This is a genomic window from Vreelandella mediterranea (genome assembly GCF_970647075.1).
In genome coordinates, this window is sequence record NZ_OZ310198.1 from 1,921,083 (window position 1) to 1,936,781 (window position 15,699).

General features: G+C 62.0%; 14 protein-coding genes. 7 read left to right on the forward strand and 7 right to left on the reverse strand.

Annotated features, from left to right (window positions below; genetic code table 11):
• Position 1: 1 nt before the first annotated feature.
• From ACWFVE_RS08990 to ACWFVE_RS09020, 7 genes are all read left to right on the forward strand, one after another.
• A complete protein-coding gene (locus tag ACWFVE_RS08990) occupies positions 2 to 1,525 on the forward strand; it encodes a 3-hydroxyacyl-CoA dehydrogenase (RefSeq protein ID WP_447528932.1) in 1,524 nt (507 codons plus the stop codon).
• Between the two features lie 62 nt (positions 1,526 to 1,587).
• Complete coding sequence (locus ACWFVE_RS08995; protein ID WP_447528933.1) at positions 1,588 to 2,796, forward strand: 3-oxoadipyl-CoA thiolase; 1,209 nt, start codon at positions 1,588 to 1,590, stop codon at positions 2,794 to 2,796.
• Between the two features lie 82 nt (positions 2,797 to 2,878).
• On the forward strand, positions 2,879 to 3,694 hold the full coding sequence (locus tag ACWFVE_RS09000) for an IclR family transcriptional regulator (RefSeq protein ID WP_447528934.1): 816 nt from the start codon (positions 2,879 to 2,881) through the stop codon (positions 3,692 to 3,694).
• Positions 3,695 to 3,777: 83 nt separating this feature from the next.
• Positions 3,778 to 4,890, forward strand: a complete 1,113-nt coding sequence (locus tag ACWFVE_RS09005) for an MlaE family lipid ABC transporter permease subunit (RefSeq protein WP_447528935.1) — start codon at positions 3,778 to 3,780, stop codon at positions 4,888 to 4,890.
• On the forward strand, positions 4,887 to 5,687 hold the full coding sequence (locus ACWFVE_RS09010; protein WP_447528936.1) for an ABC transporter ATP-binding protein: 801 nt from the start codon (positions 4,887 to 4,889) through the stop codon (positions 5,685 to 5,687). The genes ACWFVE_RS09005 and ACWFVE_RS09010 overlap by 4 nt, the downstream gene beginning before the upstream one ends.
• A 5-nt stretch (positions 5,688 to 5,692) precedes the next feature.
• The gene (locus ACWFVE_RS09015) at positions 5,693 to 6,634 is read left to right on the forward strand and encodes an MlaD family protein (RefSeq protein ID WP_447528937.1); all 942 of its coding nucleotides are present in this window, start codon (positions 5,693 to 5,695) and stop codon (positions 6,632 to 6,634) included.
• Complete coding sequence (locus ACWFVE_RS09020; protein WP_447528938.1) at positions 6,631 to 7,248, forward strand: ABC-type transport auxiliary lipoprotein family protein; 618 nt, start codon at positions 6,631 to 6,633, stop codon at positions 7,246 to 7,248. The genes ACWFVE_RS09015 and ACWFVE_RS09020 overlap by 4 nt, the downstream gene beginning before the upstream one ends.
• Positions 7,249 to 7,276: 28 nt before the next feature.
• Here the strand turns inward: ACWFVE_RS09020 and ACWFVE_RS09025 are convergent, their stop codons facing one another.
• The 7 genes from ACWFVE_RS09025 to ACWFVE_RS09055 all read right to left on the reverse strand — a co-directional run bounded on the left by ACWFVE_RS09025 (position 7,277) and on the right by ACWFVE_RS09055 (position 15,684).
• Positions 7,277 to 9,097 (reverse strand): protein kinase domain-containing protein, encoded by a 1,821-nt coding sequence (locus ACWFVE_RS09025; protein ID WP_447528939.1) that lies wholly within the window; start codon positions 9,095 to 9,097, stop codon positions 7,277 to 7,279.
• A 31-nt stretch (positions 9,098 to 9,128) separates the two neighbouring features.
• Entirely contained in the window at positions 9,129 to 10,388 is a 1,260-nt protein-coding gene (locus ACWFVE_RS09030; protein ID WP_447528940.1) for a 2-oxo acid dehydrogenase subunit E2, read from the reverse strand.
• Positions 10,389 to 10,404: 16 nt separating this feature from the next.
• Complete coding sequence (locus ACWFVE_RS09035; RefSeq protein WP_447528941.1) at positions 10,405 to 11,382, reverse strand: alpha-ketoacid dehydrogenase subunit beta; 978 nt, start codon at positions 11,380 to 11,382, stop codon at positions 10,405 to 10,407.
• A 1-nt stretch (position 11,383) separates the two neighbouring features.
• The gene (locus tag ACWFVE_RS09040) at positions 11,384 to 12,589 is read right to left on the reverse strand and encodes a thiamine pyrophosphate-dependent dehydrogenase E1 component subunit alpha (protein WP_447528942.1); all 1,206 of its coding nucleotides are present in this window, start codon (positions 12,587 to 12,589) and stop codon (positions 11,384 to 11,386) included.
• A gap of 182 nt (positions 12,590 to 12,771) precedes the next feature.
• Entirely contained in the window at positions 12,772 to 13,548 is a 777-nt protein-coding gene (locus tag ACWFVE_RS09045) for an ABC transporter permease (RefSeq protein WP_447528943.1), read from the reverse strand.
• A complete protein-coding gene (locus ACWFVE_RS09050; RefSeq protein ID WP_447528944.1) occupies positions 13,535 to 14,503 on the reverse strand; it encodes an ABC transporter ATP-binding protein in 969 nt (322 codons plus the stop codon). The genes ACWFVE_RS09045 and ACWFVE_RS09050 overlap by 14 nt, the downstream gene beginning before the upstream one ends.
• Entirely contained in the window at positions 14,500 to 15,684 is a 1,185-nt protein-coding gene (locus ACWFVE_RS09055) for an ABC transporter permease (protein WP_447528945.1), read from the reverse strand. The genes ACWFVE_RS09050 and ACWFVE_RS09055 overlap by 4 nt, the downstream gene beginning before the upstream one ends.
• Positions 15,685 to 15,699 lie beyond the last annotated feature (15 nt).

A 15,699-nucleotide genomic window follows, 5' to 3' on the forward strand; every position in this document is an offset into this window, starting at 1 on the left:
AATGGCGACGACAACGACACCCCAACCCTTCACCACACTGGGAATCGTCGGAACCGGGGCCATGGGCCGCGGGATCGCTCAGCTGGCGGCTCAGGCAGGCCTGGACGTCAAGCTATTTGACCTTAAAGAGGACGCCGTACAACAAGCCAGGACGTTCATCGAAGAGGTATGGCAGCGCAGCGTAGAGAAGCAGCGCATCACCGCCGAGCAGGCCAAGCAATACGGCGAACGGCTACTCGAAGCCAAGGACCTGCAGGCACTGGGCCCTTGCGATATCGTCATCGAAGCGATCGTCGAAAAACTCGAAGCCAAACAGTCACTGTTCAGTGAACTCGAAGACATCGTCGACGCCCAGGCCGTACTGGCCACCAATACCTCCTCGCTTTCGGTCACCGCCATTGCCGCCGGCTGCAAGAGGCCTGAAAGGGTCATCGGGTTTCACTTCTTCAACCCCGTTCCCTTGATGAAAATCGTCGAGGTCATCCCGGGCTTACGTACCGCCGATGAAACCACGCAGCGCGTGAGCGCCCTGGGCAAGGCCATGGGCCACTTTACCGCTCACGCGACGGATACACCGGGGTTTCTGGTCAATCACGCCGGGCGCGCCTTCGGCACCGAAGCGCTGCGTATCCTCAACGAAAGCGTGACGGATCCGGCGACCATCGACCGCATCATGGTCGACCAGGGGGGCTTTCGCATGGGGCCATTCACCCTTTTGGATCTCACCGGTCTTGACGTCTCCCACGCGGTCATGGAATCCATCTACCATCAGTTCTACGAAGAGCCGCGCTTTCGCCCTTCTCCGCTGACACGTCAGCGCCTCGATGCGGGCCTTTTGGGCCGCAAGACCGGCGAAGGCTTCTACCGCTATGTAGAGGGGCAGCAGCAAATACACGTAGAGCCCGAGATCCCGGCGGCTCAGCCGCGCCCGGTATGGGTCAGCCAGGACGATCAGCAAAGCGCTGCGCTGCTCGAGAAGCTAGTACAAGAGGCCGGCTGGACGCTGGAGAGCACCGAGTCGCCTTCACCACAAGCCCTGTGCCTGCTCACGCCGCTTGGTGAAGATGCCACCACCTGTGCGTTGCGCCAGGGGCTCGATGCCCGGCGCTGCGTGGCCGTGGATATGCTGGCGGGGCTCGAGAAGCGTCGCACCCTGATGACCACGCCCGTCACCCACGCTGACTATGTCGAGGCGGCCAGCACTCTTCTACATCATGACGGTACGCCGGTCAGCAGCTTGGCGGACAGCAATGGCTTCGTTCTTCAGCGCATCACTGCCTGCATCGTCAACGTGGGGACCGAGATCGCCCAGCAAAGAGTGGCGGACCCGGCCACCATCGACCGCGCGGTGGAGCTTGGTCTGGGTTACCCCCTCGGGCCGCTGAAGATGGGCGATCATTACGGTGCGCGGCGAATTCTGCTAATTCTCGATCGCCTGCTCGCAGCTACCGGCGACCCCCGCTATCGCCCTAGCCCTTGGCTGCGTCGCCGCGCCGAACTCGACATACCCCTGACTCAGGTCTGATGACAACGATTCTTTCATGACGGGCTTTTGATAACGCGCTTTTCAACCACAAGGAGAACACCATGCAAGACGCTTATATCTACGACGGCATTCGCTCCCCTTTCGGCCGACATGGCGGCAGTCTTGCGGCCATTCGCCCGGATGATCTGCTGGGTCTGACGCTCAAGACGCTCGTCGAGCGCAACCCCTTCAAGCCGGAAAGCTACGAGGACGTGCTGGCGGGCTGCACGAACCAGGCCGGTGAAGACTCGCGCAACGTCGCGCGCCACGCGGCGCTTTATGCGGGCCTGCCGATCGAGGTGGCGGGACAGACCGTCAACCGCCTCTGCGGCAGCGGCCTGGCGGCGATGATGGATGCTGCTCGCGCCGCTCGACTGGGCGAAGGCGAGCTGTTTCTAGCCGGCGGTGTGGAGTCGATGTCGCGCGCGCCCTACGTGCTGGGCAAGGCGGAATCCCCGTACGCGCGCAACCAGCCGATGTTTGATACGGTCATCGGTTCGCGCTTCCCCAACCCGTGGATCGGCCAGGAGTACGGCCATCACAGCATGCCCGAGACCGCCGATAACGTTGCGCACGACCTGAATATCAGCCGCGAGCAGGGTGATGCCTTCGCCGCGCGCTCTCAGGCTCGTTACGCCCAGGCCCTGGCCAACGGCTTCTATGATGATGAAATCGTGGGTATCGAGGTCCCCCAGGGGCGTAAACAGCCGCCCCTGCTGGTGGACAAGGACGAACATCCGCGCCCGCAAAGCACCGAAGACAAGCTTGCCAAACTGGGCAGCCTTTTCGAAGGCGGCGTGGTCACCGCCGGCAACGCCTCGGGCCTCAATGATGGCGCCGCAGCGCTGATCGTCGGCTCGAGATCGGCCGGTGAAAAGGCAGGCATTGCCCCGCGCGCGCGTATCGTCGCCAATGCGGTGGCCGGTGTGCCTCCCCGCGTGATGGGTTTGGGGCCGGTGCCGGCGTCGAAAAAGGCGCTGGAGCGCGCAGGGCTGACTTTAGATCAGATGGATGTCATCGAGATCAACGAAGCCTTTGCCGTACAGGTACTGGGTTGCGTGCAACAGCTCGGGCTTTCAAGTAATGATTCACGCCTGAACATGAACGGTGGTGCCATCGCTATCGGTCACCCGCTCGGCGCCTCCGGTGCGCGGCTGGCACTCACCGCGCTACGTCAGCTCGAAGCTATAAAAGGCCGGTATGCGCTGGTCACCATGTGTATCGGCGTGGGTCAAGGCATTGCAACGATCATCGAGCGGCTGGAGCACTGATACCTGTTCGTTGAAGAGGGGCAACGCCGGGCCTTTATAGATATGTGATAATGGCTCTTTTGCCATCTAACTGGAAGATTGAATGCACCCCACCGAGACTGACGCCTCGACGGCATCCGACAAGGATCGAAACTTCGTGACCGCCTTGGCCCGCGGTTTGGAGCTACTTCGCGCTTTTGGAAACGGTGAAGAATATCTAGGCAATGCCGAACTCTCGAGTCGGACGAGCATTCCTCGGCCGACGGTCTCAAGGCTCACCTACACATTGACTCAGTTGGGCTATCTGCAGCACAACACTCACCTGGAAAAGTATCGGCTTGGGCCGGGGGTGCTGGCGCTCGGCTACCGCTTTCTAGCCAATATGGGTATCCGTGAGATCGCCAGGCCCCACTTACAGCAGTTCGCCGATGCAACCGACTGCAACGTAAGCCTGGGGGTCGCCGACCGTCAAGACATGGTGTATCTGGAAACCTGCCACGGTAGCGGTCCCTTGATCATTCGTTTAGATACGGGCTCACGTCTGCCCATAGCAACCTCGGCTATTGGCCGAGCCTGGATATGCGGTCTAACCCAGGCCAAACGAGAGCAGGTGTTTCTAGAACTCGCCGAACACCATGCAGACGATTGGCCCGCCCTAAAAGCCGGCATTCAGCAAAGCATGGAAGACCATGCCAAGCATGGGTTCTGCTTTTCCGAGCAAGATTGGCAACGCGACATCAGCGCGGTGGCTATGCCCTTGATTTTGGAAGAAGGTGCAGAAGTCATGGCCATCAACTGTGGCGGTGCCAGCGTGCGCCTGGACCATGACCGCTTGATTAATAATCTTGGCCCCCGGCTAAAGGAAGTGGCCGCTCATATTAAACAGGAGCTTGCCCCCAAACCTCGCATAATACGCTAGGCTAACTCTCTTATTGGTCTTTCACTAACGCCCGTTTGAATGCATCATTAACGGCTGGATATCGAAGGCGTACGGGAGCAGGAATGCCAACGGAGTGGATTACCCGCGAGGGAGGGACGCTGACGCTGCAGGGTGAATGGACCCTCGAGCACTATAGCGCGCTTAAAGCGCGTCTTGCCTCTTACTCGGTCGAAAGTGGGACCGAGGTAACGCTTGGTGGTTTCGAGCGTCTGGACACCGCCGGTGCGGCGCTTTTGATCAACCTGGTGGGGCTCGAACGCGCCCAATCCATCGATGAGTGGGCAAGCGGGCTTCCCGCCTCGCAGCAGGCACTCATCCAGCGTATCGCCGAGGCGATGGACGTATCGCTCGACCCGGATATCGATCCCCCCAACCGCTTCACTCGCGCGCTTGAAAGCATTGGCGAGCAGGTCGAGGGCCTTTGGCAGCAGCAGCGCGCCCTGCTCGGGTTTGTCGGTCTGGTGCTGGCGACACTCCTTCCCGTGCTCATCAACCCCAAACGCTGGCGGGTGACCGCCACCGTGGCCCATATTCAACAAAGCGGCCTGAACGCCGTGCCCATCGTGATTCTGCTGACCTTCATGGTCGGCGCGGTGGTGGCTTTTTTGGGGGCGACGGTGCTGCAGGATTTTGGGGCCACCGTTTATACCATCGACCTGGTCGCCTTCTCCTTTCTACGCGAGTTTGGCGTATTGCTGGCCGCCATTTTGCTGGCCGGACGAACCGCGAGCGCCTTTACCGCCCAACTGGGGGCGATGAAGTCCAACGAGGAGATCGACGCGCTCAAGGCGCTGGGCCTCGATCCTATCGAGCTTTTGGTGCTGCCACGGGTCATGGCGATGCTGGTCAGCATGCCGATTCTGGCGTTTATCGGCATGCTCAGCGGTTTGCTGGGCGGGGCAATGGTCGCCACTCTGTCGCTGGATATACCGCTTTCGCAGTTTCTGACGACCTTGCAAAAGGATGTCTCGGTCAACCACTTCCTGGTGGGGCTTGCCAAGGCGCCGGTGTTCGCCTTCGTGATTGCGGTGATTGGCTGCCTGGAGGGTTTCAAGGTGGCCGGTAGCGCGCAGTCCGTGGGCGCGCATACGACCTCGAGCGTGGTGCAGTCGATCTTCATGGTGATTCTGATCGACGCCCTGGCGGCGCTCTTTTTCATGGAGATGGGCTGGTGAGCCAGTACGATCGAGCCGAAAACACCGACGAGCCCGTCATCAATGTACGCGGGCTGGTGAACCGCTTTGGCGAGCACGCCGTCCATGAGGATCTCGACCTGACCCTGAAAAAAGGCGAAATTCTGGGTGTGGTCGGCGGATCGGGCACCGGTAAATCGGTGCTGCTACGCAGCATCGTGGGTCTCAAGCGCCCGGACGAAGGCACCATCGAAGTGCTGGGTACCGATCTGGACACGCTCAGCAGCGCCGAGCGCAGCCAGGTCGAGCGCCGCTTCGGCGTACTGTTTCAACAAGGGGCGCTGTTTAGCTCACTCAACCTGCAGGAGAATATCGCCCTGCCGCTGATCGAGCACGTCGGGCTTGCCCGGGAAGACGCCGAGTACCTGGCGCGCATCAAGCTCTCGCTGGTGGGCCTTTCGCCGGAGGCGGCGCTGCAGTCGCCGGAATCGCTTTCCGGCGGCATGATCAAACGCGCCGCCCTGGCCCGGGCGCTGGCGATGGACCCGGACATTCTGTTTCTGGACGAGCCCACCGCCGGCCTGGACCCTATCGGCGCCGCCGCCTTCGATCAGTTGATCGTGACCCTTCGCGACGCGCTCGGCTTTAGCGTCTTTCTCGTCACCCACGACCTGGACACGCTCTACGCCGCTTGCGACCGGGTCGCGGTGCTGTCGCAAAAACGCGTGCTGGTGGCAGACACCCTGGAAAACGTCGCCAAAACCGACGACGACTGGGTGCAGGAGTACTTCAACGGCCCTCGCGGCCGCGCCGCCGCCGCTTCATTGGATCAAGAGTAACGCTCATGGAAACCCGCGCGCATCACGTTCTAATCGGTCTTTTTACGCTGCTTACCGGGGCCGGGGCGCTCATTTTCGCGCTTTGGATGAGCCAGTTGGCTGGCGAGCAGGATTATCGCCCCTATCGCATTTTGTTCGAGCGCAGCGTCAGCGGCCTGTCGGTAGGCAGTGTCGTGCAGTACAACGGCATCGAAGTGGGCGATGTCACGGAGCTCTCGCTTGACCCGACCGACCCGCGCCAGGTGATTGCCGACATTCGCGTGTATGAAGATACGCCGGTAAAAACCGACACCAGGGCCAAACTTTCCTTTGCCAGCATTACCGGCAGCATGTCGGTTCAGCTGCACGGCGGCGGCCCCGATAGCCCGCGCCTCGAGGCCGAATCCGACAACGCCGCCCCGTTCATCCAGGCCGACCCTTCGCCCATCGCCACGCTCATGGAAGAAGGTGAAGAGATGATCGACAACGTCAACGCGATTCTCGAGAACGTGAACCGGTTGTTCAACGACGATAACCGCGAACAGGCGGGCAACATTTTGACCGATATTGCCGAAATCACTCAAATGATCGCCTCCCAACGCGAGGCGCTGGACGAGAATATGGCGCTGTTCGGCGATGCGACGCGCCAGGCAACGGCCACGCTCGAGAACATCGAAGTGCTCAGCCAGGAAACCACCCAGCTTGTACGCCAGGATGGCCAGCGCGTCTTCAACAGAGCAGCCAGCGCAAGCGACGATGTCGCTCGGGCCGCCCAGCGCATCGAACAATTGGTCGACGATAACGCCGCGGCACTCGAAAGCACGCTGCGCAGCACTCAGGACGTTGCCCCGGCGCTATCGGCGCTTCGCTCCACGCTCACCACGCTCGACCGTATCACCCGCGACCTGGAAGAGAACCCCACCGACTTCATTCTAGGCCGCGACCGCGTAGAGGAGTTTCGCCCATGAAGGCCCCGATTACCGCTTTGCTGACGTTTGCCCTGTTGACCGGCTGTTCAGTGCTGCCCGATGCCGACCCGGCCACGCTCTACCGCCTGCCCACCCCGGCAAGCCAGGCCCCGGCGAGCAACCCCACGCTTGCAAGCCTGCGCCTCGGCGTCGCCTCGCCGGAAGCCAATCATCTGTTTAGCAGCAACCGCATCGTGGTTTATCCGGACCATAATATCGTCAATGTTTACGAAGGCGCGCGCTGGCACGAAAACGCTCCGGAGCTCGTTCAGACCCGCCTGATCGGCGCGCTACAGCAGAGCACGCTCTTCGAAAGCGTCGGTGTCGACCGGCTGCCTTCGGATCTGCTGCTGCTAAGCGAGATTCGCCACTTTCAAAGCGAATACGATCAGACCCCGCCGACGGCGCGCATTCAGCTCGATGTGCAGCTCGCCGATCGCCAGCGCCGCCCGCTCGCCAATCAAAGTTTTACCGCCCAAGCGCGGGCGGCAAGCGTCGACATTCCCGACGTCGTGGACGCCTTCGGGTCGGCAAGCGATACGCTCACCGCCGAGCTCGTCGAGTGGCTGGGCGGGCTTTCCGCCCGCACCCTGAACGCTGACGAGGGCAGTTGATAACAAGCGGCGAAGCGCTCGGCGGGCTCTAAAGCGCCCGGGGGTTTTTGGGGTAGAAGCGCTCGGGCTGGCGCTCGAGGTGGGAGAAAAACCGCGTATCCTTATAGGGCATCTTCATGAAACCCGAGACCCCCAGCCCCTCGATCAGGTCGACCGCGTCGAGAATGCGATCGAGTAGCGCACCAAAGGCGCGCTCCTGACTCGGGTCCAGCAGCCGGTAGTAGCTGTGAATCTTGAGATGATGCGGGTGGGCTTCGAAGATGATCATCCCGGTGTGGTGGATTTCGTTGAGCCTTTTGAGTAGCGCCATGATGGTCGCGGGCAGGCTCAAAAGCTCTTCCGGGTCCGGGCCATCCTCGAAGTAGCTGTGCTGGCGGGTGCGGGCCTCCTCCGGCATGGCACTTAGCTCGAACCGGATGCGGGTATCGGGCTGGCGCACGAACGCATCGCTTTCCCGGGCGCGTTCCAGGTGCAGCGTTTGGCGAGCATTGAACAGGCAGCTTTTGAAGACCCCTTGGCGGTGAATGGCGCGGGCCAGGTGCACCATGTTGTTGACTGCCTGGGTGAAGGCAGGTTTTTGCGCCGGGTCGTGTAAATTGAGCGAAGAGTCGATGTAGATGCCCTGGGCTTCCCAGCGAATTGCCAAGCCCCCGACCACCGGGTACTTGCCCAACCGGCTGACCGAGGCCAGAAACGCCTTTTCCGTTTCCCCCATCCCCTGCATGAACTGCTTATAGTAGCGGTCGAGCTGCACGTCGTTGACATCATTGAGCGTTTCTTCGGCGTTCACTTCGCGCAAAAACGCCTTGCGCGAGCTGTACACCACGGTATCGATCTCGGCGTTGGCCGGGCGCACCCAAATCGGCACCAGCGGCGCCGCGACGTCCTCGGGCAAATCGACCATCACCGCCCGGGCCATGGTGGGCATCGCCTTGAGAAAGTAATCCCCGGCCTGGCGTCGTGTTACCGGGTCCGGGTCCAGCATGGCGTCCAGGGTGCGGGCGAATTCCACGGGAAGCCCGAGCGAGCTTGCCGGAATGGCGCGGTGACCAAAGCGACACGACTGCGCCGAGGCGAGCGCGTAGAGCGTGCCCGCCACGCCCTGCTCGTCGAAGCGCGGCGACGAAAGCGCCCCATTTAGCTGCTCCTCGCCGATGAAGTAGACATCGCCCAGTCTTGCGTTGGTATGCTGCAGATGATTGGACATCAGCTCCATGACGTTGCTGCCCACCGGCTGAAGGTCGGCGCCGAGCTGGGCGAACACCGATGAGCCCCAGTCGATCAGCGCCACGGTTTCACTGTCGCGATCGAACACCAGATTCGACGGCTTGATATCGCCGTGCACCAGCGGACGGCCGTGAGGGCCGGTTTCCTTGTGTAGCGCGAGCAGTATATCGGCAAGCTGCGCGGCGAGTCGTACGATCAGCCGCGGCGAAAGACGCCCCTGGCCAAGCGATACCGCTTCGAGATTCAGCCCCGGCGCGCGCTCCATCACCAGAATCGACTGGCCGCGAATACGCTGGTAGGAGATCAGCCGAGGAATGCGCGGATGGGTGATCTGGTCGAGCATGAACGCCTCCTCCTCAAGGCGCTCCTGCAGGTGGGCGGGCAGCGTAATACGCGAGAACTTGAATACGTAGTGGGCCGGGCCATCAGGGGTGTCGGTGCGCCCGGCGAAAACGAAACCGTAGGCGCCCTTGCCGATCAGCTCGATGGTCTCGAATCCCAGTTGGCCTAGCTGCGCCTGGCATAGCGCTACCCAATCCTTGAGCTTGCGCGCATCCTGATGGTTGAGCAGATAAACCGACTGCTCCTCAGGAATATAGAACTGCTGTAGCGCCTGGGGCATCGCGTTATCCGTATAACGACACGTTCAAGGGTTAGCGCAGGTGCAAGAGCATCGTCTCCGGCGCCTCGAGAAAGCCCTTCCAGGCGTTGCAAAACCGCGCAATGGTGCCGCCGTCGATAAAGCGATGATCGCCGGCCCAAGTCACCGTCATGAGCGCCCGACGCTCAAGCTCCCCCTGAGCGTCGAAGCGCGGCAGCCACTGGGTCCTGCCGATGGCCACGATCGCCGCTTCCGGGGCGTTGATGATCGGCGCGGCGTAGGTGCCGCCCAGCGCGCCTATATTCGAGATCGTGATGGTGCCACCCTTTAAATCGGCCTGGTCGACGCGCCCCTCCCGGGCCGCTTCGGTCAACCGGGCAACCTCCTCGGCAAGCGCTACGAGCGTCAAGCCTTCGACCCCCTTGACGTTGGGCACCATCAGCCCCGCCTTGCCGTCTACCGCCATACCGATGTTGCACGCATCGAAATAGTGAAGCGTGTCGCCGGCCTCGTTCAACTGGGCGTTGACGATCGGCGTCTGCGCCAGGGCCAGGGCCATCGCTTTCATGAAAAACGGCATCAACGTCAGACGCCCGCCGCTCGCTTCTACCACGGGCTTCAAACGCTCGCGCAGCGCCAGCAGCGCGGTGACATCGATCTCCTCGCCGTAGTGAAAGTGCGGAATCGTACTGGCCGCGTGCACCATGCGTTTGGCCATCGCCGCGCGCATACCGCGAAGCGGTTCGGTTCGGCTGGCGCCGGGCGTAGCAGGTGGGCTTGCCGGAGCCTCTGCGCTCCCCCCTTCAAGATGCGCCAGCACGTCCTCTTTCAACACCCGCCCCGCCTTGCCGCTACCCGTGATCGCCGAAAGCTCCAGATCGTGCTCGCGCACCAGCCGGCGCACGGCGGGGCTTGCCGGCGTTTTTGCCTGAGCGCTCGAGGCGTTGCCCGCCTGGGCAGCCGAGCGCGGAAGCGGCGCCTCGGTGCTGGGTTTAATTTCGGTTTCGCCCTCGGGCGCTTTGTCTTCCCGCACCGGCGTTTCGGGCTCATCCTCGGCGGGTTGGGAAGCCGTCTCGTCGTCGGCCTGGTAGGCGTAAAGCGGCGCGTGAACCCGGGCGATTTCGCCTTTTTTTACATAAAGCCTGGTGACTATCCCCGCTTCCGCCGCGGTGATTTCGACCAGCGCCTTGTCGGTCATCACCTCGACGATCGGTTGGTCTTCCTCGATACGCTCGCCCTCTTCGACGCGCCACTCGACCACTTCGCACTCAACGATACCTTCGCCGATATCCGGCAGTACAAAATCGCTCATTGTTATTCCCCCGGCGCTAGAAGTTGACGCTTTCGCGAATCGCTTCAAAAATTTTCAAATGATCCGGCAGGTACTCTTTTTCGAGCACCAGGGGGAACGGTGTATCAAGCCCGGTCACCCGACGGATCGGCGATTCGAGGTACAAAAAGCAGCGCTCGGCGATGGTGGCGGCAATCTCGCCGGCAAAGCCACCGGTCAGCGGCGCCTCATGGCTAACCACCAGCCGGCCGGTCTTGAGCACCGACTCCACCACGGTGTCGATGTCCCAGGGGGAGAGCGTGCGCAGGTCGATGACTTCGCAAGCAATGCCTTGTTCTTCGGCAAGCTCGGCGGCCTTGCTGATCACTTCCATTTGCGCGCCCCAGCCCACCAGGGTGATATCGTTGCCCTCGCGGATGACCTCGGCCTCGCCAATGGGAAGCTGGTAATCCTCCTCGGGCACCTCGCCGGTCGAGGCGCGGTAAAGGCGCTTGGGTTCCAAAAACAGCACCGGGTCCGGGTCGCGAATCGCGGCGAGCAAAAGCCCTTTGGCCTGGTAGGGATTACGCGGCACCACCACCTTGAGGCCTGGCGTGTGGGTGAAGTAGGCTTCCGGCGACTGCGAGTGGTAGAGCCCGCCGTTGATGCCGCCGCCGTAGGGGGTGCGAATGGTCAGCCCGCCCACGTTGAAAAGATCGCCAGAGCGGTAGCGAAACTTGGCGGTTTCGTTGACGATTTGATCAAACGCCGGAAAGATGTAGTCGGCGAATTGGATCTCGGCCACCGGCACCGAGCCCTGCGCGGCCAGACCGTTGGCGAAACCGATGATGCCTTGTTCGACCAGCGGCGTATTGAAGCAGCGCGCCTTGCCGTACTTCTCTTGAAGATGGCTGGTGGCACGGAATACGCCACCAAAAACGCCGACGTCCTCGCCAAAGCAGAGAACCTTGTCATCCTCGGCCATGGCGGTATCGAGGGCGTTATTGATCGCCTGTAGCAGGTTCATTTTAGCCATGTTATTGCTCCTGCTCTTGAGCATCCGCCGAGGGCTCGATTTCCAGATCCAGCGATTTGGCGCCCCTGGGGTAGGCCTCGGGGTAGCGGCGAATGTGGCGCTTGAGCTCGTCGAGCTGGCGTTGAAGCTCTGGGGTGACATCGGCGTAGACATCGGTAATCAGCGAATCGAGCGGCTGAGAGCCGCGCTTTTCGGCGCGTTTCATGGTCTCCAGAACCTCGCGGCGCAGACGCTCTTCTTCACGGGACTGCTCCTCGTCGCTCCACCACTGGTTTTGAATCAACCACTTTTTAAGCCGCAGTACCGGGTCCTTGAGCCGCCAAGTCTCCTCCTCGTCTTTACCGCGATAACCCGACGGGTCGTCCGAGGAGGAGTGCGCCGCCAGGCGATAGGACATGGCCTCGATCAGTACCGGCTTGTTCTGCTCCACCGCAATACAGCGCGCCTGACGGGTGGCCTCGAAAACGGCCAGCGCGTCGTTGCCATCGACCCGAATGACGTGCATGCGATAGCCCATCGCCCGAGGCGCGATGCCGTCGGCGGCGAACTGCTCGACTGCCGGGGTAGAAATCGCGTAGCCGTTGTTACGACAAAAAAAGATGACCGGCACCTGATGCACCGAGGCCATGTTGAGCGCGGCGTGAAAGTCCCCTTCCGAAGCCGCGCCTTCGCCGAAAAATGTCAGCGTACAAAGGCCCTCACCGGCGAGCTTTTGGCCGTAGGCGTAGCCCGTGGCCTGGGGAATTTGGGTCGCAAGCGGCGAGGAAATCGTCATGTAATGAAGCTTGCGCGAGCCGTAGTGCACCGGCATCTGGCGGCCCTTGCCGTAATCCAGCTCGTTGCCAAAAAGCTGGTTCATGAACTCGTCGATGGTGAAGCCGCGATACAAAAGCGCGCCCTGTTCGCGGTACTGCGCCATGATCATGTCGGTATCATCCAGCGCCGCGGTGGCGCCGACGATAGCGGCCTCCTCGCCGGTACTCTGCATGTAAAAGCTTAGCCGCCCCTGACGCTGGGCGGCCATCATTCGCTCGTCCAGAAGCCTTGTGCCCAGCATGGCTTTATATAAGCGCCTGGCGTGCTCGCGGCCGAGCGCCGGAGCGCTCGCGCCCGGGTAGAGCTCGCCTTCCGGGCTTAGCAGGCTAAAGGTCGGAATGGAAAATTCGTCGCCGGTCATGAAGGTCGGCTGATGATCAAAGCGTGTCATGATTATTGTCCTTATTGACCCCTTTTGAGGGTAGTGTTGTCGGTACCGGACGTTTCTGCCAGTGGATTTATCTGGCAGCGCTCGACGCAACACAAGGACAGTAACTCAGCAAAGCGACTTTAGGGATACAACTTAAGGCGGGGGTCCGGCGCCCTGGCAGACGCCGAGTCAAAGCAGGCGCCTTAGCGTGGCAAGCGACGGCTCAGCGTCTGTTGGAAAAGATCGAAAAGGCTATCGACGGTCAGCGCCAGCAGCGCAATCAAAAGCGCGCCCTGCAGCACGTAGGCCATATTGTTATTGACGATACCGGAGATGATCGGGTCGCCCAGGTTGCTCGCGCCCACCGTGGCGCCCAGCGCCGCCGTGGCGATATTGATGGTGATGGAGGTGCGCACGCCGGCCAAAATCACCGGAGCGGCCAACGGCAGCTCCACGCGCCAAAGGATCTGGCGCGGCGTCATGCCCATGGCGTACGCCGCCTCTTTGGTGTTGGCATCGACGCTTTGGAGTCCTGCCAGGGTATTGCGCACAATCGGCAGCAGCCCGTAAAGCATCAGCGCGACGATGATCGCCGGTGTGCCAAAGCCCAGTACCGGTACGGCAAGCGCGAGCACAGCGACCGGCGGAAAGGTCTGGCCCAGGGAAGCCAGCTGCCCGGCCAGGGGAAGAAAATCGCGCCCGCGCGCACGGGTCACGCCGATACCGGCGAGAATACCGATGCACACGGTCACCACGCCCGCTACGCCGACCACCAACAGATGGCGACCGAGCAGATCCACGAAGCTCGCCCGCGAGTAGATCACCTGACGGGCGCCGGGCTCGACCCAACGGAAAAGAGCCTCGAAATAGGCCATGCCAAACACGCCAAGCGCGAGCAGCAGTGCCCAGCCTAGCGGGATAAGCCAGCGTTTCGACAACGCCAAGCGATGAGCGGCAGACGCGGCGCTATTGACCTGCACGGTAGCCTCCCCCGTCGGCGCGGGCCTCTTTGATCAACCGGCGCAGCGAGAGTTCGCCGATGGGCATGTCATTTGCGTCCACCACGGTGAGCCGGTCACTGTGATCGCGCAGCATCATCGAAAGGCCCTGGCGCAGCGTAAAGTCCGCCGGAATGCGCGAGTGGGCAGGAATCGATGAGCCCAGCGAGGCCATGTGATCCCGTACCCGACTCAAAGCCGCCTGCTTGAGCCCTCGCTCGATGCCGCCTAAAAGTGACTCCACGAACGGGTCATTGGGGTGTTGTAAAAGCGCCAGCGGGCTCCCCTGCTGCACGATATGGCCGTCGCGCATGACCACCAGGTGGTCGGCGAGCTTGAGCGCTTCGTCCATGTCGTGGGTGACGAACACGACGGTCTTGTGCAGTTTGGCTTGAAGTCTTGCCAGCTCGTCCTGGAGCTTTTCCCGAGTGAGTGGATCCAGCGCCCCGAAGGGCTCGTCCATCAGCAAAATATCCGGGTCGGCGGCAAGCGCCCGGGCAACGCCCACCCGCTGTGCCTGCCCGCCGGAGAGCTGATGGGGGTATTTGTCCGCGAACTCGTCCATGGGCAGGCTAAAAGTGCCCATCAACTCCTCGACCCGAGCGCTCACCTGGTCCGCCGGCCACTTGAGCAGCCGCGGCACCAGGCCGATATTGCGGGCCACGCTCCAGTGGGGAAAAAGCCCGGTGCTTTGAATCACATAGCCAATGCGCCGCCTCAGCTTGACCGCATCGAAGCTTTCGACGCCCTGGCCGTCCAGCAGAATCTCGCCGTCGCTGTGGGGGATCAATCGGTTGATCATACGAAGGGTGGTCGATTTACCGCACCCGGAGGTGCCCACCAGCGCACACAATTTGCCCGTGGGAATGCTCAAGGAGATAGCGTCGACCGCGGTCGTATCGCCAAAGCGCTTGGAGACGTTTTTAAGCTCGATCATGGCTGTCCTCCGTGACGGGTTATGTCGGCGAGCGCGCCAAGCCCGGCGTCGGCGATCAATGCCATGACGACGATCGGCAGCGCCCCAAGCAGAACCATATCCATGGCCGCCTGCCCCAGGCCCTGAAAGATAAACGTACCAAGCCCCCCGGCGCCGATCAGCGCGGCCACCGCCGTTAGCCCCACCGCCTGCACAGTAGTGATGCGTACACCTTCCAGCAGCACCGGCAGCGCCAGCGGAAAGCGCACCTGCCAAAACCGCTGGCTCGAGCGCATACCCATGGCCGTAGCGGCCTCAAGAGTATCCGGGCGCACCGCGCCCAGGGCGATGTAGGTGTTGCGCACGATCGGCAGCAGGCTATAGGCGATCAGCGCGATCAGCGCCGGCGTGTTGCCAATCCCGCTCACCCCGAGGTTGCCCAAAAAGGCCACATTGGCTCCCAGCCAGGCAAGCGGGGCCAGCAGCAGACCAAAAAGCGCCAGACTCGGCACGGTTTGAAAAAAATTGAGTAGCGCGAAGCCGACTTTCTGCGCCCGGGCGAAGCGGCGCATCAATAGCGCAAGCGCCAGCCCCAGCACGATACTCACGCCGACCGCGCTTGCCACCAGCACGACATGCTGAGTGAGTGCACTGAAAAACGCCCCCTGGCGCGAGCGAAACTCCTGCACCAGGGCAAGCTCGCCAAGCCAATACCGCGCGCAGAGCCACCAGACCACCGCCACGCCCACCAGCAGCGCGGTGGTGGCAAGGCGCTTGATACCCAGGCGCAGACGAAGCTCCACCAGGCAGAGCAACAAGACGAACAGAAGCGTCCAGTACGCCGCACCGATCCCCAAGCGAGCCTGGGGGAGGTCCGGGTCGATCAGAAAATGGCCCGCGACCATCAAACCGAAGGGCAGCAGCAACAGCATCAAAATGACCAGCAGCAACATCGCCTGATAATTGACGCGGTTAGGCTTGAGCGCCAGAGCTCCCAGCGCTACCAGCAGCAGGGTAATGAGTACTGCCCCGGTTTTGCCCAGCGCTTCAATCAGCCCAAACGCGGTGCCGGGCACGATACGGTTGGGGGCAACGCTGACCACGCCCAGCAGCCACACCGCGGCGAGCATGGCACCGACCAGGGCCATCAGAACGATGTTGGGCGCAAACTGGCTACCACGAATGTCGAGAAAAGCCGCCATCCTCCTCGGCATCGA